The 23,788-nt window shown below is 43.2% G+C and carries 23 protein-coding genes and 5 tRNA genes; 8 read left to right on the top strand and 20 right to left on the bottom strand.

Annotated features, from left to right (window positions below; all coding sequences use genetic code 11):
- Positions 1–31: 31 nt before the first annotated feature.
- The 16 genes from rpoB to A0256_09995 form a co-directional block, all read right to left on the bottom strand.
- A complete protein-coding gene (gene rpoB, locus A0256_10070; protein ID AMR31742.1) occupies positions 32–3,835 on the bottom strand; it encodes a DNA-directed RNA polymerase subunit beta in 3,804 nt (1,267 codons plus the stop codon).
- 200 nt (positions 3,836–4,035) lie between these two features.
- On the bottom strand, positions 4,036–4,419 hold the full coding sequence (locus A0256_10065; GenBank protein ID AMR31741.1) for a 50S ribosomal protein L7/L12: 384 nt from the start codon (positions 4,417–4,419) through the stop codon (positions 4,036–4,038).
- A gap of 59 nt (positions 4,420–4,478) precedes the next feature.
- Positions 4,479–4,997: a 50S ribosomal protein L10 gene (locus A0256_10060; protein ID AMR31740.1), complete on the bottom strand. Its 519-nt coding sequence runs from the start codon at positions 4,995–4,997 to the stop codon at positions 4,479–4,481.
- A 2-nt stretch (positions 4,998–4,999) separates the two neighbouring features.
- Complete coding sequence (locus tag A0256_10055) at positions 5,000–5,698, bottom strand: 50S ribosomal protein L1 (protein ID AMR31739.1); 699 nt, start codon at positions 5,696–5,698, stop codon at positions 5,000–5,002.
- A 57-nt stretch (positions 5,699–5,755) separates the two neighbouring features.
- Positions 5,756–6,196, bottom strand: a complete 441-nt coding sequence (locus tag A0256_10050) for a 50S ribosomal protein L11 (protein AMR31738.1) — start codon at positions 6,194–6,196, stop codon at positions 5,756–5,758.
- A 195-nt stretch (positions 6,197–6,391) separates the two neighbouring features.
- On the bottom strand, positions 6,392–6,934 hold the full coding sequence (locus tag A0256_10045) for a transcription termination/antitermination factor NusG (protein AMR31737.1): 543 nt from the start codon (positions 6,932–6,934) through the stop codon (positions 6,392–6,394).
- 15 nt (positions 6,935–6,949) lie between these two features.
- Positions 6,950–7,144 (bottom strand): elongation factor Tu, encoded by a 195-nt coding sequence (locus A0256_10040; protein ID AMR31736.1) that lies wholly within the window; start codon positions 7,142–7,144, stop codon positions 6,950–6,952.
- Between the two features lie 17 nt (positions 7,145–7,161).
- Positions 7,162–7,232, bottom strand: a tRNA-Trp gene (locus A0256_10035).
- Between the two features lie 121 nt (positions 7,233–7,353).
- Positions 7,354–8,541, bottom strand: coding sequence for an elongation factor Tu (gene tuf / locus A0256_10030; protein AMR31735.1), 1,188 nt, complete (start codon positions 8,539–8,541; stop codon positions 7,354–7,356).
- Between the two features lie 59 nt (positions 8,542–8,600).
- Positions 8,601–8,672 (bottom strand) — tRNA-Thr (locus tag A0256_10025).
- Between the two features lie 16 nt (positions 8,673–8,688).
- Positions 8,689–8,761: transfer RNA gene (locus A0256_10020), tRNA-Gly, on the bottom strand.
- Positions 8,762–8,846: 85 nt separating this feature from the next.
- A tRNA-Tyr gene (locus A0256_10015) sits at positions 8,847–8,927 on the bottom strand.
- A 65-nt stretch (positions 8,928–8,992) separates the two neighbouring features.
- A tRNA-Thr gene (locus A0256_10010) sits at positions 8,993–9,065 on the bottom strand.
- A 387-nt stretch (positions 9,066–9,452) separates the two neighbouring features.
- On the bottom strand, positions 9,453–9,800 hold the full coding sequence (locus A0256_10005) for a 30S ribosomal protein S30 (protein AMR31734.1): 348 nt from the start codon (positions 9,798–9,800) through the stop codon (positions 9,453–9,455).
- Between the two features lie 12 nt (positions 9,801–9,812).
- A complete protein-coding gene (locus A0256_10000) occupies positions 9,813–10,721 on the bottom strand; it encodes an integrase (protein AMR31733.1) in 909 nt (302 codons plus the stop codon).
- A gap of 90 nt (positions 10,722–10,811) precedes the next feature.
- Positions 10,812–11,003, bottom strand: coding sequence for a 30S ribosomal protein S21 (locus tag A0256_09995; GenBank protein ID AMR31732.1), 192 nt, complete (start codon positions 11,001–11,003; stop codon positions 10,812–10,814).
- Positions 11,004–11,146: 143 nt separating this feature from the next.
- Here A0256_09995 and A0256_09990 point away from each other — a divergent pair, with 143 nt between their 5' ends.
- Positions 11,147–12,460 (top strand): hypothetical protein, encoded by a 1,314-nt coding sequence (locus A0256_09990; GenBank protein ID AMR31731.1) that lies wholly within the window; start codon positions 11,147–11,149, stop codon positions 12,458–12,460.
- Here the strand turns inward: A0256_09990 and A0256_09985 are convergent.
- Together A0256_09985 and A0256_09980 are read right to left on the bottom strand one after the other, a co-directional pair.
- Positions 12,450–13,136, bottom strand: coding sequence for a hypothetical protein (locus A0256_09985; protein ID AMR31730.1), 687 nt, complete (start codon positions 13,134–13,136; stop codon positions 12,450–12,452). The two genes, A0256_09990 and A0256_09985, sit on opposite strands and share 11 nt — an antisense overlap.
- Positions 13,137–13,235: 99 nt before the next feature.
- On the bottom strand, positions 13,236–15,206 hold the full coding sequence (locus A0256_09980; protein ID AMR31729.1) for a peptidase M1: 1,971 nt from the start codon (positions 15,204–15,206) through the stop codon (positions 13,236–13,238).
- A gap of 98 nt (positions 15,207–15,304) precedes the next feature.
- On the opposite strand from A0256_09980, the gene A0256_09975 reads away from it, so the two are divergent.
- From A0256_09975 to A0256_09965, 3 genes are all read left to right on the top strand, one after another.
- Entirely contained in the window at positions 15,305–15,571 is a 267-nt protein-coding gene (locus A0256_09975) for a hypothetical protein (GenBank protein ID AMR31728.1), read from the top strand.
- Between the two features lie 768 nt (positions 15,572–16,339).
- Positions 16,340–17,485: a hypothetical protein gene (locus tag A0256_09970; protein ID AMR31727.1), complete on the top strand. Its 1,146-nt coding sequence runs from the start codon at positions 16,340–16,342 to the stop codon at positions 17,483–17,485.
- Positions 17,486–17,771: 286 nt separating this feature from the next.
- Positions 17,772–18,116 carry a hypothetical protein gene (locus A0256_09965; GenBank protein AMR31726.1) on the top strand — a complete coding sequence of 115 codons (345 nt, stop codon included), beginning with the start codon at positions 17,772–17,774 and terminating at the stop codon, positions 18,114–18,116.
- Here the strand turns inward: A0256_09965 and A0256_09960 are convergent.
- Entirely contained in the window at positions 18,109–18,921 is an 813-nt protein-coding gene (locus A0256_09960) for a hypothetical protein (GenBank protein AMR31725.1), read from the bottom strand. The two genes, A0256_09965 and A0256_09960, sit on opposite strands and share 8 nt — an antisense overlap.
- 224 nt (positions 18,922–19,145) lie before the next feature.
- Between A0256_09960 and A0256_09955 the strand changes: the two genes are divergently transcribed.
- Entirely contained in the window at positions 19,146–20,054 is a 909-nt protein-coding gene (locus A0256_09955) for a hypothetical protein (protein ID AMR31724.1), read from the top strand.
- 121 nt (positions 20,055–20,175) lie between these two features.
- On the opposite strand, the gene A0256_09950 is transcribed toward A0256_09955, so the two are convergent.
- On the bottom strand, positions 20,176–20,526 hold the full coding sequence (locus A0256_09950; GenBank protein ID AMR31723.1) for an HxlR family transcriptional regulator: 351 nt from the start codon (positions 20,524–20,526) through the stop codon (positions 20,176–20,178).
- A gap of 105 nt (positions 20,527–20,631) precedes the next feature.
- Here A0256_09950 and A0256_09945 point away from each other — a divergent pair, with 105 nt between their 5' ends.
- The 3 genes from A0256_09945 (at position 20,632) to A0256_09935 (ending at position 23,451) form a co-directional block, all read left to right on the top strand.
- Positions 20,632–21,606 (top strand): chlorophyllase, encoded by a 975-nt coding sequence (locus A0256_09945; protein AMR31722.1) that lies wholly within the window; start codon positions 20,632–20,634, stop codon positions 21,604–21,606.
- Between the two features lie 457 nt (positions 21,607–22,063).
- Positions 22,064–22,633, top strand: coding sequence for a cyclic nucleotide-binding protein (locus A0256_09940; GenBank protein AMR31721.1), 570 nt, complete (start codon positions 22,064–22,066; stop codon positions 22,631–22,633).
- Between the two features lie 80 nt (positions 22,634–22,713).
- Positions 22,714–23,451 carry a short-chain dehydrogenase gene (locus tag A0256_09935; GenBank protein AMR31720.1) on the top strand — a complete coding sequence of 246 codons (738 nt, stop codon included), beginning with the start codon at positions 22,714–22,716 and terminating at the stop codon, positions 23,449–23,451.
- Positions 23,452–23,788: the final 337 nt, after the last annotated feature.

Genomic DNA, 23,788 nt, shown 5'->3' with positions numbered 1-23,788 from the left:
TCACTAATTCATTCACTCACTAAATCACTAATTATTCTAACGTGATATCCAAACCTAAACCTCTTAATTCATGAACCAATACGTTGAATGATTCCGGAACTGATGGTGTTGGCAGGTTTTCACCTTTAACAATAGCTTCGTAGGTTTTGGCACGGCCGATAACATCATCCGATTTAACGGTTAATATTTCCTGCAGTATGTTTGATGCACCAAATGCTTCCAGTGCCCAAACCTCCATCTCACCAAAACGCTGACCACCAAACTGTGCTTTACCACCCAATGGCTGTTGAGTAATTAAAGAGTACGGCCCGATTGAACGTGCGTGCATCTTATCATCAACCATGTGGCCCAGTTTAAGCATGTAGATAATACCTACAGTTGTTTGCTGATCGAAACGATCACCCGTTAAACCGTTGTACAAATAGGTACGGCCAGATTCTGGTAAGCCTGCTTTTTTCACCCACTCTTCTACCTCGGTATGGCTTGCACCATCAAAAATAGGAGTAGCAAATTTAACACCCAGTTCTTTACCGGCCCAGCCCAATACGGTTTCGTAGATCTGGCCAAGGTTCATACGTGATGGTACACCCAATGGGTTCAGCACGATATCAACCGGTGTTCCGTCTTCTAAGAAAGGCATATCCTCGTCGCGCACAATACGGGCAACAATACCCTTGTTACCGTGACGGCCCGCCATTTTATCACCAACCTTAAGCTTACGCTTTTTAGCGATGTAAACTTTGGCCATCTGTACGATACCTGACGGTAACTCGTCACCCACACTTATCGCAAATTTATCGCGGCGGTAAGCTCCAAGTTCTTCGTTCACTTTAATGTTATAGTTGTGAAGCAAAGTTTTGATCTGGTCGTTTTTATCATCATCAGTTGTCCACTTAGTTGGGTTGATGTTTTCGTAATGTAATTCAGTCAGAATTTTCTGAGTGAATTTAACACCTTTGGCTACATACAACTCCTTGTAAACATTGTAAACACCTTGTGATGTTTTACCGTTAACAATCTCGAATAACTTCTCAATTAAAGTATTTTTAAGATCCTTTACAGCTTTATCATGTTTAATATCAAGCTTTTCAATCTGAGCTTTTTCTTCTGCCTTAGTGGTTTTCTTGGCACGGCTGAATAATTTAGTATCGATAACAACACCCGCGATAGAAGGCGGAGTTTTTAACGATGCATCTTTAACGTCGCCTGCTTTATCACCAAATATGGCACGCAATAACTTTTCTTCCGGTGATGGGTCAGATTCGCCTTTAGGGGTGATCTTACCAATCAGGATGTCGCCTTCTTTAACCTCGGCACCAACACGGATAATACCGTCTTCGTCCAGATCCTTAGTAGCTTCTTCAGAAACGTTAGGGATATCCGGTGTTAATTCTTCTTCACCACGTTTAGTATCACGCACCTCAAGCTCAAATTCTTCAACGTGAAGCGATGTAAAGATATCCTGAGACACAACGCGCTCAGAAATTACAATCGCATCCTCAAAGTTGTAACCCTGCCAAGGCATGAATGCCACTTTAAGGTTACGGCCCAGCGCAAGCTCGCCATTTTGCGTAGCGTAGCCTTCGCAAAGCACTTCACCTTTAGTAACCCGCTGGCCTTTTTTAACAATCGGCTTTAGGTTAATGGTAGTGCTCTGGTTGGTTTTCTTGAACTTGGTTAACAGGTAGCTGCGTGTATCGCCATCGAAAGAGATCAAACGATCTAATTCGTTACGGTCATATTTAATTTTGATCTCGTTAGCATCAACATACTCAACCACACCATCGCCTTCAGCGTTGATCAGGGTACGAGAGTCTTTTGCTACACGGCCTTCCAAACCAGTACCAACAATTGGCGCCTCAGGGCGTAACAATGGTACCGCCTGGCGTTGCATGTTAGATCCCATCAAGGCACGGTTAGCATCATCATGCTCAAGGAAAGGAATCAACGAAGCTGCGATAGACGTGATCTGGTTTGGCGCAATATCCATCAAATCCAATCTGTCTGGCTCGATGATCGGGAAGTCACCCTCAAAACGTGCTTTAACACGCGGAGTTGCAAACTCACCATTATCGTTATAAACTGCATTAGCCTGGCCAATCGTTTTTCCATCCTCATCTTCTGCAGAAAGGTAGATCACCGGCTCATTCACCTGCACCTTACCGTCAACCACACGCTTGTATGGTGTTTCGATAAAGCCTAAATTATTGATCTTGGCATGTACGCAAAGAGAAGAGATCAAACCAATGTTCGGCCCTTCCGGAGTTTCAATGGTACACAACCTACCGTAGTGGGTGTAGTGTACGTCACGAACCTCGAAACCTGCACGCTCACGAGACAGACCACCGGGCCCAAGGGCTGACAGACGACGCTTGTGCGTAATCTCTGCCAGTGGATTGGTTTGGTCCATAAACTGTGACAACTGGTTGGTTCCGAAGAACGAGTTGATCACAGATGAAAGTGTACGTGCATTGATCAGGTCGGTAGGTGTGAACACCTCGTTATCACGAATGTTCATACGCTCACGAATGGTACGGGCCATACGTGCTAAACCAACACCAAATTGCGCATAAAGCTGCTCGCCAACAGTACGAACACGACGGTTAGACAAGTGATCAATATCATCCACCTCAGCTTTTGAGTTGATTAATTTGATCAGGTACTTAACAATCGCGATGATATCCTGCTTGGTTAAAACCTTGGTTTCATCAGAGGTATTCAGCTTCAATTTACGGTTGATGCGGTACCGGCCCACATCACCCAAATCATATCTTTTATCAGAGAAAAATAAACGATCAATGATACCACGTGCAGTTTCCTCATCAGGTGGTTCAGCGTTACGTAACTGGCGATAGATGTGCTCCACCGCTTCTTTCTCCGAGTTCGAAGTATCTTTTTGTAGGGTATTGTATATAATAGTGTAATCACCGCTGGTGGCTGCATCTTCCTTGTTCAGGATAATGGTTTTAACACCTGCATCGATGATCATATCAATATGGTCGTCTTCCAAAACGGTTTCGCGCTCAAGGATGATCTCGTTACGATCGATAGATACCACTTCACCGGTATCCTCATCCACAAAATCTTCTACCCATTTTTTAAGCACCCTTGCAGCAAGCTTACGGCCAATGAATTTCTTCAGGCCAGATTTGCTTACTTTTACTTCATCGGCAAGTTCAAATAATTCTAATATATCTTTATCAGAATCATAACCAATTGCCCGAAGCAGCGTAGTAACCGGGAATTTCTTTTTACGGTCGATATAAGCATACATCACGTTATTAACGTCTGTAGCAAACTCAATCCATGATCCTTTAAAAGGAATAACACGGGCAGAGTATAATTTTGTACCGTTGGTGTGGCGGCTTTGGCCAAAGAACACACCTGGTGAACGGTGTAATTGAGATACAATTACGCGTTCTGCACCATTGATAACAAAGGTACCTTTAGGCGTCATATAAGGGATGGTACCCAAATAAACATCCTGTACAATTGTTTCAAAATCTTCGTGCTCTGCATCATTACATGATAAGCGAAGTTTTGCTTTTAATGGTACGCTGTAGGTTAAACCGCGCTCGATACACTCGCGTATATCATAACGTGGCGGATCAATAAAGTAATCAAGAAACTCTAAAACGAAGATGTTCCTTGAATCTGATATTGGAAAGTTTTCGGCAAATACTTTAAACAACCCCTCTTTATAACGGTTGTCTGACGTGGTTTCCAATTGAAAAAATTCCTGGAAAGACTGTAACTGTACATCCAGAAAATCGGGGTAATCAAGTACCTTTCTGCTGGTTGCAAAGTTTACTCTTTGGTTATTATTGTTTGCCAAGGTATTATAATTTTAGTTTATTAAACCTGTATTTGATACGAGATACTTTTCTGATTTGAGACCGACGTTAAAATCATGCTATGTAAAAAAACGCAAGATTGTTATATCTCATATCCTACGTCTCAAATCTAACGGATATAAACAGCAATAGACCCCGACCAAAAACGGTCGGAGTCTGATGCTATTGTGTGTGGGTTAAATTATTTAACCTCAACTACTGCTCCGGCTTCCTCTAATTGTTTTTTCAGAGATTCAGCTTCTTCTTTAGTTACGCCAGTTTTAACCTCTTTAGGTGCACCGTCAACTAAATCTTTAGCTTCTTTCAAACCTAAGCCTGTAAGATCTTTTACTAATTTAACAACTGCTAATTTAGCGCCACCTGCTTCTTTCAGGATAACGTCAAATGCAGTTTGAACTGCCTCAGCAGCTGGAGCGTCATCGCCACCAGCAGGAGCAGCAGCAACAGAAACAGCTGCAGCAGCTGGCTCGATACCGTACTCATCTTTTAATATCTGAGCTAATTCGTTTACTTCTTTTACTGTTAAGTTTACCAACTGTTCAGCAAACGCTTTTAAATCCGCCATTTTATTTTTTATTTTTACTTAATGCTTTTTGTTTAAATCTAACTTTGATAAGGTGTTAGTTAACCTCTTTCCTGTAATGTTTTTACAACACCTGCCAGTATATTTCCGCCTGATTGTAATGCAGAAATAACGTTTTTTGCAGGTGATTGCAGTAAGCCTACTATCTCGCCAATCAGTTGCTCCTTTGATTTCAATTTGATCAAAGTATCTAACTGGTCATCTCCAACAAATATTGCTGAATCGATGTATGCTGCTTTAAGAACTGGTTTTTCACCTTTTTTTCTTAATTGCTTAATCAACTTTGCCGGGGCAGTTGCTGATTTCGAAAATAAGATAGATGATGAACCTTTTAAAACATCATATATCGGGCTGAAATCACCACCTGCTGCTTCCATAGCTTTTTTAATTAAGCTATTTTTTGCAACCTGCATCATGATATCAGCTTCAAAACACTGACGACGGATATTGTTAACTTTTGCAACTGTAAGATCAGACGTATCAGTAATATAGAAATTACCATACTCTTTCATCTGCTCGGTTAGAGCAACGACAAGGTCGTATTTTTCTTCTTTATTCATGATTAAATTCCCGTTACTGATTTAGTTTCAACTGTTATACCCGGAGACATGGTTGAAGAGATGTGAATGCTCTTAAAATATGTACCCTTTGCTGCTGATGGTTTTAATTTAGAGATGGTTTGCAATACTTCTAATGCGTTCTCATAAATTTTATCTGCAGGAAAAGACGCTTTTCCTATTGAGGTATGGATGATACCGGTTTTATCAACCTTGAAATCGATTTTACCACCTTTTACCTCAGTTACAGCTTTACCAACTTCTGGTGTTACTGTACCTGATTTAGGGTTAGGCATCAAGTTACGCGGACCGAGAATACGACCCAAACGACCTACTTTAGCCATAACACTTGGCATTGTTATGATAATATCAACATCAGTCCATCCGCCTTCAATCTTGGCAATATATTCGTCCAAACCTACAAAATCCGCACCTGCATCCTTTGCTTCTTGTTCCTTATCAGGAGTACAAAGCACCAATACACGTACAGTTTTACCGGTTCCATGAGGTAAGGTTGCAATACCACGCACCATTTGATTGGCCTTACGCGGATCTACACCTAAACGTACATCGATGTCAACAGATGAATCAAATTTGGTTAAGGTTAATTCCTTTACCAAAGCTGATGCTGCTTCTAATGAGTACGATTTGTTCGCCTCAATTTTGGATAGTGCCGCTTTTTGATTTTTTGTTAATCTAGCCACTGTCTTAAACTGATTTGTATAAATTAATTAATTTTTGATCCTGATGTTCCGGATCAATTAGTTCCAGGGAGCCGTACCTGATACGGTTATTCCCATACTGCGGGCAGTACCTGCCACCATTTTCATGGCTGATTCTACTGTAAATGCATTCAAATCAGTCATTTTATCCTTAGCAATGGTCTCAACCTGTTCCCAATTTACATTGGCAACTTTTTTACGGTTGGGCTCTGCAGAACCGCTCTTTAAGCCTGTTGCTTCTAAAAGCTGTATGGCTACCGGAGGGGTTTTGATGATAAAATCGAAAGACTTGTCGACATAAACAGTAATAACTACAGGAAGCACTTTACCAGGTTTATCCTGGGTACGTGCGTTGAACTGCTTGCAAAACTCCATAATGTTCACACCTTTTGCACCCAATGCAGGGCCAATTGGAGGAGATGGATTTGCAGCGCCGCCCTTCACTTGTAGCTTTACCATCGCACCGACTTCTTTTGCCATTTTACTTTGTTTTAATTATAACTCAATGTTAGTAAGTGGAAGCTAAGTAACATTTAAGACGTTTATAGATCTGAATTGTTAGATAGGAGATTTGAAACTCGTACCAGGTAATCAAACCTTTATATTTTTATATTGTTGTGATAGATTGGCGATATGACTTTAAGATGTGAACATCCCACTCGTCACAGCTCAAAACTATTCTTTTTCAACCTGCATGTAGTTCAATTCAAGCGGCGTACGGCGCCCGAAGATCTTTACCATTACTTTTAGTTTCTTTTTCTCTTCGTTCACTTCTTCAATAACGCCGCTGAAACCATTAAAAGGCCCATCCATTACTTTAACGTTCTCGCCAACGTAATATGGTACATTCATGGTTTCGCCCTGTGCGCTCATTTCATCAACCTTACCTAAGATGCGGTTAACTTCTGCCTGACGTAAAGGGATTGCATTACCTTGTTTATCGCCAAGGAAACCAATAACGCTATTGATATTTTTGATGATGTGTTCTAATTCGCCATCAAGTGCGGCCTCCATTAAAACATAACCCGGAAAATAGTTACGCTCTTTGGCAATTTTCTTGCCGTCGCGCATCTGGTAGTATTTTTCTGTAGGGATCAATACCTGCGGTACAAGGTGCGTGATACCTAAACGGTTAACTTCGGCATCAATATATTGCTTTACCTTTTTTTCTTTACCGCTGATAGCCCTAACTACGTACCATTTTAATTGATCACTCATCTATATAATATATAATTAGGCTAACGATGTGTAAAACTGGTTAAGTACATAGCCGATGATCTGGTCCATACCAAAAATCAGCATAGCTATGATCATGGCTGCTACTAATACCAATACCGCACTGCTTTGCAGTTCTCTCCAGGTTGGCCAGGTTACTTTTTCGGTCAACTCGATGTATGATTCTTTTATATACTCAGCTACGCCAGCCATATCTATTAATACTTAAGCACGGGAACAAGGATTCGAACCCTGATCAAAGGTTTTGGAGACCTCTATTCTACCGTTGAACTATTCCCGTGTATAATATTTCCTTTTAAGGAAATTAGTATGTTACTTATATTGTGAATAAAGTACCGAGACAATTGCCCCGGTACTTTACACAAAAATTAACCGTTTTGCTACCCTTTAAGGGTAAGAAATTATTTTAAAATTTCAGTTACCTGGCCGGCACCTACTGTTCTGCCACCTTCACGGATAGCGAAACGTAAGCCTTTTTCCATTGCGATAGCGTTGATCAACTTTACAGTGATGGTAACGTTATCACCTGGCATTACCATTTCTACACCTTCAGCCAATGAAATTTCACCGGTTACGTCAGTTGTACGGAAATAGAATTGCGGACGGTATTTGTTAAAGAACGGCGTGTGACGCCCACCTTCTGCTTTTGATAATACGTACACCTCAGCTTTGAAATCTGTGTGTGGATTAACCGAACCTGGTTTGCAAATAACCATACCACGACGGATATCAGTTTTTTCAATACCACGTAACAATAAACCTACGTTATCACCAGCTTCACCCCTGTCAAGGATCTTGCGGAACATTTCCACACCTGTAACAGTTGATTTTAAGTTTTCAGCACCCATACCAAGGATGTCTACTTGCTCACCTGAGTTGATAACACCACGCTCGATACGACCTGTTGCTACAGTACCACGACCAGTGATCGAGAATACATCTTCAACCGGCATCAAGAAAGGAAGATCTGTCAAACGAGGAGGGATTGGGATGTAGCTATCAACAGCATCCATCAATTCCATAATTTTAGCAACCCATTGTGCATCACCGTTCAAACCACCTAAGGCAGAACCTTGAATAACCGGGATATCATCACCTGGAAAATCGTAGAACGATAATAGTTCGCGGATTTCCATTTCTACTAATTCTAATAATTCTGGATCATCAACCATATCCACTTTATTCATGAATACAACCAATGAAGGTACACCTACCTGGCGAGCCAAAAGGATGTGCTCACGAGTTTGTGGCATCGGACCATCAGTAGCAGCAACAACGATAATTGCACCGTCCATCTGAGCAGCACCGGTAACCATGTTTTTCACGTAATCCGCGTGACCTGGACAGTCAACGTGTGCGTAGTGACGGTTTGCAGTTGAATACTCAACGTGCGCTGTGTTGATTGTTATACCACGTTCTTTTTCTTCAGGAGCCGAGTCAATTGAATCAAATGAACGGGCTTCTGATAAACCTGCATCAGCTAATACTTTAGTGATAGCTGCAGTAAGGGTTGTTTTGCCGTGGTCAACGTGACCGATAGTACCGATGTTTAAGTGCGGTTTACTGCGGTCAAATTTTTCTTTTGCCATGATTTATATTTGTTTGTAGGTTAATTTATAATTTAAAACGTATTATACTTAATATAATGAGCCAACAATGGGATTTGAACCCATGACCTCTTCCTTACCAAGGAAGTGCTCTACCCCTGAGCTACGTCGGCTTTTTTAGTTCATCAGAGCGGAAGACGAGGTTCGAACTCGCGACCTATAGCTTGGAAGGCTATCGCTCTACCAACTGAGCTACTTCCGCAAAATAATTAGTGAATTACTGATCTAGTGACTGGATGATTTAAAAACCATTCACTTCACTAATTCAATAACTCACTAATTAAATGTGGGGGGAGAAGGATTCGAACCTTCGTAGCCGAAGCAGCGGATTTACAGTCCGCCCCATTTGACCGCTCTGGTATCCCCCCGTTTGTCGATTTCGGATCTGACGTGCTTACTTGGAAGCTAAACACATCATTTCCGAAATAAACAGAGCCTCCTATCGGGATCGAACCAATGACCTACTGATTACAAGTCAGTCGCTCTACCAGCTGAGCTAAGGAGGCTTAATCGTTACCAATTCGTAGCACTCTTTTAGCAGTATTCCGAAAATTGGCGGCAAATTAATATTGCGCTATTTTGTTTTATTTTAAAGAACCATTCCCGATATCAGTTGGGCCGTTAAACCGTCTCTGAAAGGGATTGCAAATCTACAAAAATTTAAAGCTCTGCAAAATAATTTTTCAAAAAAATTCATAGGCAAGCGGAGTGCCCTATTTTATAGGATTTTAGCTTTGTATGGCTGTATCGTTTCCCACTTACTTAACTCAACTTGCACGGTTTGGCATTGTAAATTGGCAATTCTTGCTTTAATAGCTGCCTCAGTTCAAGGCAAAAAAAATCGGCAGGTGTCAACCCTGCCGATTTTTAATATTTAGTTTTCTTGTATTTAATTAAAAATCGTCTTCTGTCGGTAGTAGAATTGCTTTTTTTGCAGCTTCGGCAGCTATCGATTTTTTGGTTTTATGCTTTTCTATCTGCATACGCAGGCTCTCAACCGCCAGATCCGTCGCTTCTTCAAATGTTTTACATTTCTCTTTTGCGAAGATCTGGTTACCAGGAATCATTAATTTGATCTCGGCTATTTTGTTAGCCTCGTCTTTTACATTCTCCAATTTTAAATAAACCTCACCACTAATAATGTGGTCATAAAATGTTTCCAGCTTGTCAACCTTTTTTTGGATGAAACTCAGCAGTTTCTGATCTGCTGTAAAGTGAATAGATTGCACTGTAATTTTCATTTTTCCTCCTTTTTAACCCTTTGGATGGGCTTGTTTGTAAATAGACTTTAAACGTTCAACTGAATTATGGGTATAAATTTGGGTTGCGCTTAAGTTAGCATGGCCCAAAAGCTCTTTAATAGCGTTGAGATCAGCGCCATTGTTTAATAAACTTGTTGCGAAGGTATGCCGAAGCACGTGAGGGCTCCTTTTTTCCTGAGTTGATATGTTTGATAAGTATTTCTGCACTATTAAATAAACCAGCTTCGGATATCCGTCTGCTCCTTTACTTGTAACGATCAAGGTTAAGGAATTGTTATGAAAATTCTCACATTTCTTAGCCTCCAGGTAATCCTTCAGCAGTAGTACGAGCTCGTTATTTAGCGGTATAATCCTCTGCTTGTTGCGCTTACCTAAAACTTTAATGGTCTTTTCGTAAAAATCCACATCAGTTTCTTTTAATCCAATAATTTCGGCAAGGCGCATACCTGTGCCAAAAAGCATCTCAATAACTGTTTTATCGCGGATGCCTTCAAAATTATCTGCAAAAACCGGTTCATCGGTTTTATCCATACGGCCATCCAGCATAGCTGTTAGCTTTTGGCTCTCTACTACAGTAGGCAGATTCTTAGGTGCCTTAAGGGCGGTAAGGCGTGAGGTGGGATTAATTTGGATATCCCCTTCCTGTAATAAAAATTTAAAGTATTTGCGCAGCGTAGCTAACTTGCGGTTGACAGATCTCGGTGCAAGTTTTTCATCACTCACCATCCAGCTACGGATGTCGTGATGGGTTATTTCAGAAGGGTGGGTAACGGCCGGCGCGGCGTGGGGCGGATTTAAAAATGTGAGAAATTGCTCCAGATCCGACTGGTAGGCAGATACAGTATGTGGTGAGTACCTTTTCTCGTATTGTATGTACTGTATAAATTTCCCTAAAAACATAAAAACTATTTGAACACCCAAGAGATTGAATGTACAAATAGTTTTTTTATAGTGACAAGAAAATTCGTAAAATTCTTTCCGGAGAAAAAATTAAACGGTTTCTAAATTCATATTCTGTTTGTAGATGGCATGTTTAATTTCGTGCCTACGGGTGATGGATTTTTTCTCGAAAGCCTGGCGACTGCGCAGTTCTCTCAAAACACCTGTTTTCTCAAATTTCTTCTTAAAGCGTTTTAAAGCTTTATCCAATGATTCTCCGTCTTTTACGTTAATAATGATCATAATCCCAAATACCTCCTTTCAGGGATGGCAAAGGTAAGGAAATGTTTTAAATTCTGAAATACAATATCTTAATATTTATTTTGTGGTTTGCGCCCCCCTCAAATTCAGTTTGTTTATATAAATTTGGATAATTTTTATCCCTGATGCTCCATAGTTTTACAGTTCAATTTAAAAAATATAGAAACTTCCTGATAGGTGATCCCGACCAATTCTCCCTTGAAAGCAGAATATTCCACACCTTTTCATTCTTCGTTCTGCTGATTCTCTTTTTTGAGTTTTTTTTTAACTTAACTATACACCTTAATGTATCGGCAGGCCTGGCATTTTTGGTTCTAGGTATCCAGGGCTATCTTTTTTACTTGAGCCGCGTAAAAAACAAACTGCAACTAGCCGTTATTCTTTCGGCTATCGAGGTTAACCTGATTAAAAGTATAGGCTACTACTATAATGATGGTATCACGGGTGCTACCCTGCTACTTTTTGCAGCTTCCCTTTTTATACTGATGTCGGTTTCAAAAAAAAGGCTTTGGCCTTTTTTGCTGGGTATTAATCTATTGGTTGTTGTTAGTCTTACCGCGTCAGAATATTTTAACCCTGATATCATCAGGCAGCACTACGCCAGCCGCACAGAGCAGTTTGCAGACAATTTGGTTTCCTACATCATAACACTTATATTGATTTATACAGGCACGGCCGCCATCCGCAGGAGCTATACCAAACAAAAAAACCTTGCAGATGAAAAAACACTGGCCCTTGAACTCTTAAATGCAGAAAAAGTTAAGCTCTTCTCAATCATTGCGCATGACCTGCGCAGTCCGCTGGCATCGGTGCAGCAATACTTTAATGTGATGACAGAATTCGGCGTAGATACACACGAACGTGTAGAGATGGAACAGAAACTGTTGGAAACCATTGGCAAAACCCAGGACTTGCTCACTAACCTGCTTAAGTGGGCCAAAAACCAAATGGATGGTACTATTGTGCGCCTGCAGGCGGTACAGCTAAGCTCTTACCTGGCCACTACAACCGAGTTGTTTGAAACTATCGCCGTAAAGAAAAACATCACCCTCGACTCTTTTGCTGATGAAAACATTACTGTAAAGGCAGATCCGGATATGCTGCAAATAGTAGTAAGAAATCTGCTCAACAATGCCGTGAAATTTACCCGGCCAGGCGGAAGGATAGCCTTACGTACACTTACCGATGGCAACAATTGTATTATATCGGTAGCTGATAATGGCACAGGGATCCCGCTGGGCAGGCAGGGAGAAATTTTTTCGATGAACACTTCCTCAACCAGCGGAACCGCAAACGAGCATGGCACGGGGCTTGGACTAGTTTTATGTAAAGATTATACCGAGCTGCAGGGCGGCCATATATGGTTTGCAAGCAGTGAAGATAAGGGTACTACCTTTTACATTTCCCTTCCGCTTATGCCTGGCACGTTTACTGCGTAACAAGCGGTGGCAATGATCTCTTATCTGCCGGTAAAGCCTGGAATTTTTTATAGCTATCGTTAATGTAAGCCACCATCGACTCTGAATTGTTGCTTCGCAAAAAAGCGTAAGTTGGGCGGTAAAGGGTTACAAAGTTCTCCAGATCCTGGCCTTTTAAAGGCACTATACTGCCTACATAAGCCTTATTGAATACCTCATCGATATGGCGCTGCTCAGATTCTGACCGGAAATATTTCTTTAAGCGGCGGGCGTCCTTCCCTTCCTTGCTAAACCAGGTAGATGGTGAAAAGGCATATACACGGCTTTTTTCATAAACCTCAGGGTATTCCTTGCGTGGATCAAAAGCCAGGCGGGTTGACCTTACCGTTACTGAATTAAGAGCAATGGTTTGGGAGGTAAGTTCTATTCGCTTTGGGCGCAGGTCAACTACATAAAGCGTATCCGAATCATAACCCGGTGAGGTAAATATCAGCACATGCCCGGTAGCGGTTTTGATCGTAAAATCGCCGTTCTTATCAGTAAGGCCTATTTGCTTGTTGTTATTATCCCGAACAAAAACGTTGTTCACCTTCGTGTTACTTTTACTTTCGTACACGGTCCCCTTTAATAAACTTTGGGCTAAAGTTACATGAGTTGCTGTAAGTAGCAGTGCTGCGGCAAATAAGATCTTTTTCATAGCGGTAGATATGCTTGTTTAACCTCATATGGTTGTAAAGGTTTGTAAAGATCTGATATAACACAACAAAAAACCCGGCCTAGACCGGGTTTCTTTTCTTTATTGCTTTTTCCAGACGTTATTATCCGGATTGTAATCCGGTAATACTTTATCCGGATCATAGGTTACCGATTCTATCTCTTCGGTAGAAGCATATTTTATTGTAAAGGTGCTGTTACGCTCCCAAATCTCTACAGGTAACTTCAGGCGGTCTGTTTTGCCGCTTTTCAGTTTGATATCCAATATCGCCGGCATGGCCATCTTATCCATATTGGTTATGGTGATCAGCGCGCCGTTAGCCGGGCTATCGTTTACGTACTTCACATCGTTAACAGCAACATCCAGGCGCCAGTTATTTAAGATCCAGCCCCTCCAGAACCATTGCAGACTTTCGCCCGATGCATTTTCCATCGTGCGGAAGAAATCATCTGGTGTGGGGTGCTTAAATGCCCAGCGGGCTACATAGGTCCTGAATGCAAAATCGAAACGCTCTGGGCCTAAGACTTGCTCGCGCAACAGGGTTAAACCCATTCCCGGTTTAAAGTATAAAAGTATGCCGTTATTTGCTTCTTTCAGATTTTCGGGATTGCTCATCACTGGTTCCAGCGCGGGGCGGGTCAAAAACTCTCCCACGCGCTGCATGTCCTGTGGCCTCTTGGGTGCATATTCCCCTTTGTTAAAATCGGCGGTGGTAAGGGTATTGATGAAAGTATTAAAACCTTCATCCATCCAGCCGTAAAGACGCTCGTTAGAACCCACGATCATCGGGAACCAGGTGTGGCCGAACTCATGATCATTAACTCCCCAAAGCTGGCTCTTTTTTGCTCTCGACCCACAAAAAACAATACCCGGGTACTCCATACCGCCTACGATACCCGCAACAGCTGTTGCAGCAGGGTAAGGATATTCGAACCATTTTTGTGAATTGAACTCGATAGACTTTTTCACATATTCGGTAGAGCGGCCCCATGCATCATTGCCATTGCTTTCTACCGGGTAGGCAGATATGGCGGTTGATTTTTTACCGCTTGGCAAATTCATCTTAGCAGCATCGATGATGAAAGCTGCAGAAGAAGCCCATGAAGCATCACGCGCATTCTTGATCTTGAATTTCCAGGTCAGTTCTTTTTTGCCTGCCGGGCGCGACGACGCCTGCGTTACCTCGTCGGCAGAGCGGATGATCACGGTCGATTCGCTTTTCTCTGCTTCCGCCCAGCGTTTTAATTGCTCGGGGGTATACACCTCTTGTGGATTCTGCAACTCGCCCGATGCTACAACAATGTGGTTAGCCGGTGCGGTAATGCTCAGGTCAAAATCGCCGTACTCCAGGTAAAATTCGCTGGGACCGGTATAGGGCAATGCATTCCATCCCATTACATCATCGTAAACATACATGCGCGGGTACCATTGCGCAATGGTATAGATCTTACCGTTCTTGGTAGTTTGGATGCCGGTACGGTCAGACCCATACTCCGGAACGATGTAGGAGTATTCGATATTGAGCTTTATTTGACCGCCGTTGGCTTTTACCGCTTCCGGTAAAAAGATCTGCATACGGGTATCATTGATCATGTATTTTACATCAACGCCGCCTGCTTTTACAGATTTGATCTTGTAACCGCCATCGGGCATTTGTCCCCGGCCGCCGTTACGGCTTCCGCTTGGCGGGATAATAGCCGTACCGCGCGAATCTGCTTTAAACAAATTCTGATCCAGCTGCATCCATAAAAAACCCAGGTTTTGCGGGCTGTTGTTAGTATAATTAAGCACTTCGGTGCCGGTGATCTCGTTACTCTGGTCGTTCAGCGTGGCGGCTAATTGGTAATCCGCACGGTTTTGCCAGTATTTTGGGCCAGGCTGACCATCCGCTGCCCTGAATTCCGAACCATTTTTGGTATAGAACAGCGGCGCAAAGGCATCATGGTAATTGTAGGTAGACACGGGGGGGGCTGGCGGGGTTTGCTGTGCCTGGCTAACACCGCTAACGGCCATAATAGCCAGCGAGCAGCCGGCGATCAGGTTTAATCTCATAATAATAAGTCAGTAGTTAAATAATTTGCAAGTATAGCAATTATTGAATTAGTGATTTACAGAATTAATATGTTGTAATGAGTTAGTTACCGTAGGGAGTGGGGAGCGGGGAATGGGGTGCGGGGAGTGGGGTGCGGGGAGTGGGGAGCGGGGAGTGGGGAGCGGGGGATGGAGCGGGGAGTGGGGTGCGGGGTGCGGGTGCGGGGGATGGGGAGTGGGGTGCGGGGATCTGGGGCCGTGTTTCATTCGGAAAATGTGAATCGGGTGAAACACCTTTGTATTTGACTATCAGAATTTTACATTTTTTAATGAAACACCTTTTCCAATCCTTAAAATTTATAAAATATTCATTATCAACTATTTGAATAAAAAAACAGCAGACCATAAAACGGCGTGAATCACTTTCAATGAAACACCCCTCCTGCTGTAAATTCCTGCGATACTTTAACACTTCGGGCTGTTAATCCTGCCGGGATTTCACTGATCAAACCAAAGTATCATTTTATGTTATCCTTTTCTCCGTCGGTTAAAACCGCTAGCAGTGAAGAATTGCTCGCCCCAACACCGCTTCATTGCCGCCCCTTTCAAGGGACGGACACCGAAAAGGTAAAACCAACCGCATCGAAGCCTTCCCTCGCCCCAACACCGCTTCATTGCCGTCCCTTTCAAGGGACGGACACCGGAAAGAGTTAACCCCGCCGGCATCGAAGCCTTCCCTCGCCCCAACACCGCTTCATTGCCGTCCCTTTCAAGGGACGGACACCGGAAAGGGTTAAAACCGACGGCAGTGCAGCATTTCCTAGCCCCTCCCCCGCTTCATTGCCGTCCCTTTCAAGGGACGGATACCGAAAAGGTTAACCCCGCTGGCATCGAAACATTTGCTCTCCCCAACACCGCTTCATTGCCGTCCCTTTCAAGGGACGGACCGAAAGGATAAAACCGCCGGCATCGAAGCCTTTCCTCTCCCCAACATCGCTTAATTGCCGTCCCTTTCAAGGGACGGACACCGGAAAGGTTAACCCCGCCGCCCGCTGAGCCAAGTCGCCAGTCAGCGAATCCCCCCTACTGACAAAACAGTGTCACCATCCCGGTGCCGGCTTTAACCTAACTTGCAGGCTCCAACCCCAAATTTTATGAATACATCATCCCTCCCCGGCCCCACGCTCCGGATGCCACTTGAGCTGGAACTTGCCCGCGCCCGCGAACGCGGCCCCATCACCGCCCGCCAGCGTAAACAATTGCAGCGGATAGAAGCCCAGCAACTGAAAGACCTCCGCGACTTAGAGGCCAGCCAGGTGACCGGCGACGAAGCCTTTATCATTAAAAAAGCCGACGACTGGCTTACCCTGCCCGACGGTGAGGAAATGGGCGACATGCTCTTCGGCGACCTATGGTTTAAAAACGAACTCTGCATTCTGTTTGCCGATACCAACGCCGGCAAGTCTATCCTGGCCGTGCAAATTGGCGATGCCATTGCCCGTGGTGCCGCCATTGGCGATCTTTCCGTGCAGCGGCAGCCCGAGCCGGTGCTCTACTTTGATTTTGAATTGAGCGCGGCCCAGTTTGCCAAACGCTACAGCAGCAAAAATGGCGGGGCCCACCGCTTCCCGCCTAACTTTTACCGCGTGGTGATCAACCCCAATGCCAGTCGCGAAGGTAAATTTGCCACCTATCACGATTACCTCATCAACTCGCTCGAAAACATTATTATTACTACCGGCTCGCGCACCATCATTCTCGATAATATTACCTGCCTGCGCAGCGGTACCGAAAATGCCGCCGCCGCCATCAAACTCATGCGCAGTCTGCAAAACATCAAAAACCTGTACCTGGCATCGCTGCTGGTGCTGGCCCATACCCCCAAGCGCAACCCTGCCCGGCCCATTACCCGCAACGATCTGCAGGGCAGCAAAATGCTCATGAACTTTGCCGACAGTGCCTTTGCCATTGGCGAAAGCCAAACCAGTAACGGCCTGCGCTATCTCAAACAAATCAAACAGCGCAGCAGCGGCCCTATGTATGGCGCAAACAATGTAAAATTTTGCCGCCTTGTACAACAGAACAGCTTCCTGATGTTCCGGCTGGAGGGGCATGGCAGCGAGGGCCCTCACCTGCTGGCCTATACCGGCCAGGTTCGCCGGGCGCTTGAAGCCGAGATCATGCGCCTGCATGGCCAGGGCCAAAGCCTAAGGCAAATAGCCAAAACAACCAGTACCAGTTTCAGCTTTGTTTACCGGCTGACTAAGCGGGACGACGATAACGACGGCGTTTCCAAGTAGCATTTGTATGGCGGTGCCTGCGGCCCGGGTTATCCGCTCATACTGCACAGGCCTTAGCCACAGGCCGGTATCCGCTACTCCCCCTACCGCTGAGCTGCGGAAACACCACCCCTTGCCAGAATTATCCAATACCGATGCGCGAACGCGAGCACCGGAAAAATGACCTGATGATGCCACTGACTACCAGCTGCAGGCACGCAAACTGTTAATAAATTTTTGTATCGGGCAATAAAATTGCTAATTATTTTAGCATTTTTGTAGCATGCCAGAACGTTCCGCAGGGGTCATGAATTTTTATAAGGTGCTGGAGCACCAGCTGCAGCAATGGGCGCTGGATAGCCCTAAGTTAGGCCATGCGTTATACCCGCTGGCTTGCGAACGTTGTTTTAAGATAGATTTGGTTTTAGGATTAAAGATTGATCTTGACAATTGCGCTGCACACTACCGCGATAAGTATTTTAAAAACGAAGCCTTTTATGAGAACGCCGCCCTGCTCATGAAACAGGTTTGCCTGGTGATGAAGGATAGGGCGATGCGCATGGGGCGGCATAAATTCAGCATGGATGTCACCATTGTTTGTAATGGTAAAAAGCTCAGCCGCAAAATGCATATCTATCCCGGTTTTAGTTAATTGCCAGTTTAAAGTCCGGCAAATCTTCATAAATGTAGGGCTCATCGGGTTCCGGCAGTTCCCTAAAGTTATCCTGTATGGTGCAGGCGGTCATTTCATCATAGGGGATCTGGTAAGTGGCCAGTCCGGTGATCTGTTCTTCACTAAGATCGCCTAGCAACCATTCCTTGGCCATATCATCCGGCAAAATGGTAGGCATCCGCATTTTGGAATTGTGAATAACCCGCATCAGGGGGTTTGCTTCCGTGGTAACAATAGCGGTAGTGGCAATTGTTTCGCCGGTTGCTGCATCTGTAAAAGGCTGCCAAATGCCGGCCATGAAAAAATAGGGCCGGTTCTTTATATTAATATGGTAAGGGTACTTGCTGGTGGTTTTTAACTGCTCCCCCGTTTTCTTATTAAACTTTGGCATGTGGCGCCATTCAAAAAAACCGGTTGCCAGCATCAGGCACCTGCGCTTTAAGGCCGCATCCCTAAACACCTTGCGGGGCTGCATCAGCTCTTCGCTTTTTGCGTTCAGCATGGTAAGCGGCGGCTGAAAACCCTTCACCGGATCTTTAAAGCCCCGGCGCATTTTTTCGGCCTGCTCGCGCGAGGTAATATATTTGGGTAAAAACCCCCACTCCATTTCAACCAGCCTGATATTATCCTCCGCCTCGTTGGGTATAACCGACACCGCCGGTTTATAACTGAAACCATTGTGCATGTGGGCATGCGGGTGGTTAATTTCACCAACCGGTGCCTCCATATCGGCCAGTTTAATTTGCTGGTAACCACTTACTTTTTGGCTAATGTAGTAACACATCGTTGCAGATTTAATTTAAATAAAGTTACGCATAAAATGGAAACTGTCAATTTTTGGGGAGAGGGTTTGGATGTGTGGTGGCGAATAGGGAATGTGCGGTACGTGAGTAGCAACAAAAGGCCTTAGAAGGTTAAAATTTAATTTTGTCAGCCCAAACGGTTATTTACTAAATAAAATATAATTGATAGATTTGGGTCTTACCTAATACAATCTATCCTCGTAAAATGGCGATCAGCTTAAAAGAAACTCAAGGCATTACCGAAATTGCGCAATTAATTTATGACTTTCTACCGGCAACACCTCATCCTTATGCGGACTCTAGAATCTCTTTTCCGGGTTGTGCCGACAAAGTCGGAGTAGCAAACCTTTGGGTAAAAGGAAGTAAGCTGAACGCAGTAGCCTCCTTACTCGAACGTACGCTGGAATACCAACGGGGAAGGTTTTGCACACTTATAGTATGCATTGTTAAGACAGCTATAGTTTACAGGCAAGGAAAAAAACAGCCATTAACCCGAGAAACGATTGAGGCTGTAAATCAAAAAATCGCAATGGTGGGGTTTAAGATTCCGGAACTTTGGGCTACAGACTTTTTGAGGAGTCTACCTTCGAGTACTCCAATAGCAACAATTGATGAGGTGGCTGAACAAACACTGACTACATTAAAAACAGATTTCATAAATTTAAACAGCTTAGCTCCTCAACCTAGGGGGTATGCTTTTCAAGATTTTCTAAACAAATGGTTTACCGCGTATGGATTAAATCCTAAAAAATCCTTTAGAATTACCGGAGAGGAGATCGACGGAAGCTGCATGTTAGGAGCAGACACCTATCTAATAGAAGCTAAATGGCAGGCAAAAAAATCCAGTGAGAATGAACTGCTAGTATTCAGCGGAAAAGTACAAGGTAAGGCCGCTTGGTCAAGAGGTGTTTTTATTAGTTATGCGGGCTTTACAGATCAGGGCCTAATTGCATTTGGCCAGGGTAAATCGACAAACCTAATTGGGATGGACGGCCAGGATATTTACTTCATATTGGATGAAAAAATGTCTTTAACCGAGGTGCTCCATGAAAAAGCTCGCATTGCAGCAGAAACTAACAGGTTTTTTACGTCTGCCTTTAATTTAAGGAAATAACCCCACACTGGCGCGAGTATGCAGCGCCAGGCAAGAGCGGGGCGTACCCAGCCTGTCCAAGTGTCCACACTTGGACAGGCTGGGTGGATGCTTATTGAGGAGATTAAAAGCAATAAGTAATCTAATCTTTTAAGCGTTGTCTGTGCCGTATTCCCCATGTAACCATTTCGTCAATTATAGGCTTTAGTGAATTACCGTATTCTGTAAGCTCGTATTCAACGAATATTTGTTTCGTTTTTATTACTTTACGGCTGACCAATCCATTAGTTTCAAGATCTTGCAACTCTTTAGACAACATCTTGGCAGCGATACCTTCAATATGAACTTTCAGTGCCGTAAAGCGCTTCTTGCCGAGGCTTAATGAGCCAACAATCCGTAATTTCCATTTTCCCGACAGGATGTCCATCGTATCTTGTATAGCCCTATGATGGGTATCACACGCCTCCTGACTGTAGTTAAGTTTGTCTTTCATTTAGGAGCAGTTTACTGAAGGAAACTGGTTTCCTTCAGTAAACTCATTACAAAACTAAATCTAATTCACCTTAGTTTCGCATCACACTGTATCTAATTTAATCAAATGAAAAAGCACATATCAAAAGATAAATCAGTTATTTCTATATCAGCAGTCGTTTCTATGAGTCCTGTACAACTTTTAGTTCCAAATCGGGATCATGAACTTGGAGTACGAGTGTCTGCGCCAGTAAGTGGCACGGCTTTACCAATAATTATTTTTTCGCATGGTTTTGGTTCATCAATGGATGCCTATGCTCCACTTGTAAATTACTGGGCTGCTCATGGGTTCGTCGTGATTCAACCCACCTTTCTTGATTCAAGGACACTTAGCCTGAACTTGCAGGACGACCATAGCCAAGCAATTAAAGCATACCTTCATAATCCTTTAAAATCCGTAATGTGGCGATATCGTGTGGATGATTTAAAAACCACACTCGACCAGTTGGAGCTTATTGAAGATGCAGTGCCAGGTCTAAAAGGACGGCTTGACAAAAACCGAATAGCGGCTGTAGGTCATTCTTTTGGGGCCCAAACTACAGCAACCTTATTGGGCACGCGGGTCATTGGTACTGATGGCAATTTAAGTGAGGACTTTACTGATTCCCGGATTAAGGCAGGTATTTTGCTAAGCGTTGGTGGTTGTGGAGGCGAGGCCTTGAGCCCGTTTGCGAAGGAACATTTTCCGCATTTAAATCAAAGTTATGCCGAAATGAAGGTCCAGACACTAGTTGTGGCAGGTGACCACGATAGATCTCCGCTTACAGTTAAGGGCCCGGAGTGGTTCACTGATGCTTTTTACGAGAGTCCGGGGGCAAACAATTTGTTGGTTCTATTTGGTGGGGAGCATATGCTTGGCGGTATCTCTGGGTATCTGGTTAAAGAGACTACGGATGAAAATCCGGAAAGAGTACTTGCTGTACAACAACTTACCTGGGCATATCTCATCAGCGCACTTTATCCCGATGATCTTACCTGGCAAGATACAACGACATTGTTTAGAGATAACCAGAGTCAACTGGGAAAAGTAATAAGTAAATAATTATTCTGATTTTCTTTTAGGAATTCGCAATTCCTAAAAAACGATAAGCTGGCCCTTAACTCTAAATATTTCCCCACGATGGCGCAAGTAGGCAGCGCCAGGAAGAGCGGGGCGTACTCGTGCCTTTCATCTGCGTAACCAACGGATCTCCCCCGCCTATCAATTGTACAAACTTGGACAAATAATTTGTAAGCGTCGCTTACAAACGTTGGCATCCAAGTGTGGGCACTTGGATAGGCGGTTACATTGCCAGCGGTTAGGCACGAGTACGCCAACCGACAGCCAGCACTGCATACTCGCGGCAAGAAAGAAGCCGCAAGGTCCTTTTTCAAAGAGACCTGCGGGGACGAAAGATGGTAGTCATTGCTTTAGCCTGTAACAGCTTTGGAACTTAAAATATCTATTTTTTTTGCCAAATGACAATTGCCACAAAAACGACATTGATTACCTTTCGACAATGAAAGAATTTATCGACTACATCTTACAGTTTGGAAACTTAAACCAACACCAGATTGACTTGATTTCAAAAAAAACAACTGAAGTGGAACTTCGGAAAGATGAATATTACTTGGAAGCAGGAAACGTTTCCCGAAGGTTCGGCTTCATCATTGAAGGCATTGCCAGAGTTTCATACTTTAATAATAAAAGTGAAGAAATTACAAAATATTTTGTCGACGAAAATAATATTTTGGTGGATTTAGAGAGTTTTGAAAATGAAATCCCTTCAATTGCTTATGTGCAGGCTATTACCGATTGCAAAATTGTTGTATTCTCAAAAAAGGATTGGCAGGAATTGCTGAACACCATTGTTGGTTGGGACGCAATTGTGCACAAAATTATCTCAAAGGCATTGCTACAAAAAGTTGAACGAATCAGCTCAATTGTTGCTCAAGATGCCACAACCAGTTATTTAACTTTTTTAGAAAAGTATCCAAATCTTGCAAACCGTATTCCGCTTTCTTATTTGGCTTCCTATTTAGGCATTACGCAATCTTCATTGAGTAGAATCAGAAAAAATATAAGATAAATTGCTTTTTGCCAAATGGCAAATGGTTTCATTTTTATAAGGTGCATTTTTGAATCATTGATTTAAAACAAATAAAAAAAATGAAAACAGTACTAATTACAGGCGCGAACAGAAGCATTGGTTTAGAGACAGCCAAACAACTTTCAAAAAGAGGATTGTTTGTCTATTTAGGCACACGTAACCTTGAAAAAGGACAAGCAGTTGTAGCAGATTTACATGACGCCGGTTTTCAGAATATCAAGGCTATTCAAATTGATGTTACCAAACTTGATACGATTTTAGCAGCAAAAGATATTGTAGAAAAAGAACAAGGAAAATTAGACATTTTGATAAACAATGCCGGTATAAGCAAAGGCTTTCCCGAAAGTGTTTTGACAACTTCCATTAACGACATCCAAGAAGTATTTGATACCAACTATTTTGGCATAATTCGAGTAACGCAAACTTTTATTGAATTACTCAAAAAGTCAGAAAATCCAAGAATAAGCAATATTACTTCGGGACTCGGTTCGTTAAATTTGCAAAGCGACCCAAATTGGAAATATTATCAGGTTAAACTTGCAAGTTATGTGCCTTCAAAGGCTCTTGTAAATGCTTATACTATTCTTTTAGCATATGAATTAAAAGATTTGCCATTTAAAGTAAATGCGATTGACCCGGGCTATACTGCGACTGATTTTAACCAACATAGCGGACCAGGAACAGTGGAAAGTGCAGCAAATTTCATAATTAAACATACATTGACAGATGAGAATGCACCCACTGGAACATTTTTTAGCAATGATATAGAAGATGAAAGCGGAGTAAGCCCCTGGTAAAATTTGTACACGAACGGGATAATTTCTTACCCGCCTATCCAAGTGTGGGCATTTGGACAAAAGAATTTAAAGCGTCCACGCATACGTTTGTAACTCCAACAGTTATTTGGTGTTGAGCAATGCTGCATGCAGCTGATACGCTCAACGCAAGAAACAGGTAAGCGTAGACGTTTACAATTATTGGTATCCAACTGTGGACACTTGGATAGGCGGGGATTTAAAGACTTACAGGAAAAGATTGATCACAATCAATAAGCATGGTAAATGTTGAGTTGTACCGCGCTACCCTCCCCGAACCTTCGCAGCTTCAGCAATAGGGATGGTAAGGCTTTAGCCC

The organism is Mucilaginibacter sp. PAMC 26640 (genome assembly GCA_001596135.1).
GTDB lineage: Bacteria > Bacteroidota > Bacteroidia > Sphingobacteriales > Sphingobacteriaceae > Mucilaginibacter.
This window is presented reverse-complemented; position numbering and strand designations above follow the sequence as displayed.